Source organism: Ideonella azotifigens (genome assembly GCF_006519715.1).
Classification (GTDB): domain Bacteria; phylum Pseudomonadota; class Gammaproteobacteria; order Burkholderiales; family Burkholderiaceae_C; genus Ideonella; species Ideonella azotifigens.
In genome coordinates, this window is the sequence record NZ_VIDT01001016.1 from 1 (window position 1) to 1474 (window position 1474).

The 1474-nt window shown below is 69.4% G+C and carries 1 protein-coding gene; it reads right to left on the bottom strand.

What is annotated here, in order from left to right; all coding sequences use genetic code 11:
* Positions 1-1474: EAL domain-containing protein (locus tag FKP22_RS30195; protein WP_141291900.1), on the bottom strand; the 1474-nt coding region annotated here is incomplete at both ends.

Consider the following 1474-nt stretch of genomic DNA (forward strand, 5'->3'; position numbering starts at 1 on the left):
CGAGCAGGGTGCCGGTGCCGCCCGGTGGCAAGGCCAGCGCCGGTGCCAGCAAGGGCCCGGGGGCCATGCCCAGCGGCAGTTGTTCGGCCGGCAGCCACTGGCGGGCGGTCTCGTTGACATAGGCCAGCAAGCCATCCGGGTCCAGACCCAGCACCGCTTGCGGCAGGCTGTCCAGCAGTTCATGGGCGCCGCCGGCGCTGGTCTGCAGCAGGGCGGCCTGTTCGCGCTGCTGGCCGAGCAGGCGCTCCAGGCGGGCATTCAGCTCGGCCATCTCGCGGTTGGCACCGGTGACCTCGAGGTCCAGCCGGCGGTTCTCGTCGGCCAGCTCCTTGCGGCGGAAGGCTTCGACCACGTGGGCGCGCAGGCGCTCGTCGTCCCAGGGCTTGGTGAGGAACTTGTAGACAGCGCCTTCGTTGACTGCATCGATGATGGACTGCAGGTCGGTGAAGCCCGAGAGCGTCATGCGCACCGTGTCCGGGTACAGCGCCTTGGCCTGGCGCAGGAACTCGACGCCGGTCATGCCTGGCATGCGCTGGTCGGAAATGATCACGTCGACCTCGGTTTCGGCCAGGCGCTGCAGGCCCTCGGCGGCGCTGCAGGCGGTGATGACGCGGTAACCGTCGCGCCGGAACAGGCGCTTCAGGGCCGAGACGATGTTTTCCTCGTCGTCCACCAGCAGCAAGGTGCGCGGGCGGCTGCGGCGGGTGGTCAGGTGTTCGGGCAGGCAGCGGTGCTCGGCCAGCATGCGGGCCACCTCATCGGCCGGCACCGGCGGGCTGAACCAGTAGCCCTGGATCTGGTCGCAGCCCTTGGCCAGCAGCAGGCTGAGCTGGGCCTCGGTTTCGACGCCTTCGGCAATCACCCGCATCTGCAGGCCGTGTGCCATGGTGATGATGGAGCGGGTGACCGAGGCGCTTTCCGGGCCGGCGGTCACGTCGTTGACAAACGAGCGGTCGACCTTGACCACGTCGATGGGCAGGCTGCGCAGGCAGCTGAGGCTGGAGTAGCCGGTGCCGAAGTCGTCCAGCGAGATCTCGATGCCGATGGACTTCAGCTCGCACAGCATCGCGGCGGCCCGCACCGGGTCGTCCATCAGCGTGCTTTCGGTCAGCTCCACGCCCAGGCAGGCCGGGTCGGCACCGGTGTCCAGCAAGGCTTTTTGCACCTGCTGGGCCACGTCGCCCTGCTGGAACTGCAGCGGCGAAAAATTGACGCCGATGCGCACCAGCGGCAGGCCTTGGCGCTGCCAGGCCAGCGACTGGGCACAGGCCTGGCGCAGCACCCAGTCGTCGATCGCACCGATCAGGCCGGCGCGCTCGGCGACCGGGATGAATTCCGTCGGCGAGACCTGGCCCCAGTCCGGCGAGTGCCAGCGCAGCAGCGCCTCGGCGCCGATGATCTGGCCGCTGGCCAGGCTGACCTGCGGCTGGTAGAGCACCGTGAGCTCGTTGCGCTCGATGGCGTGGCGCAGCGC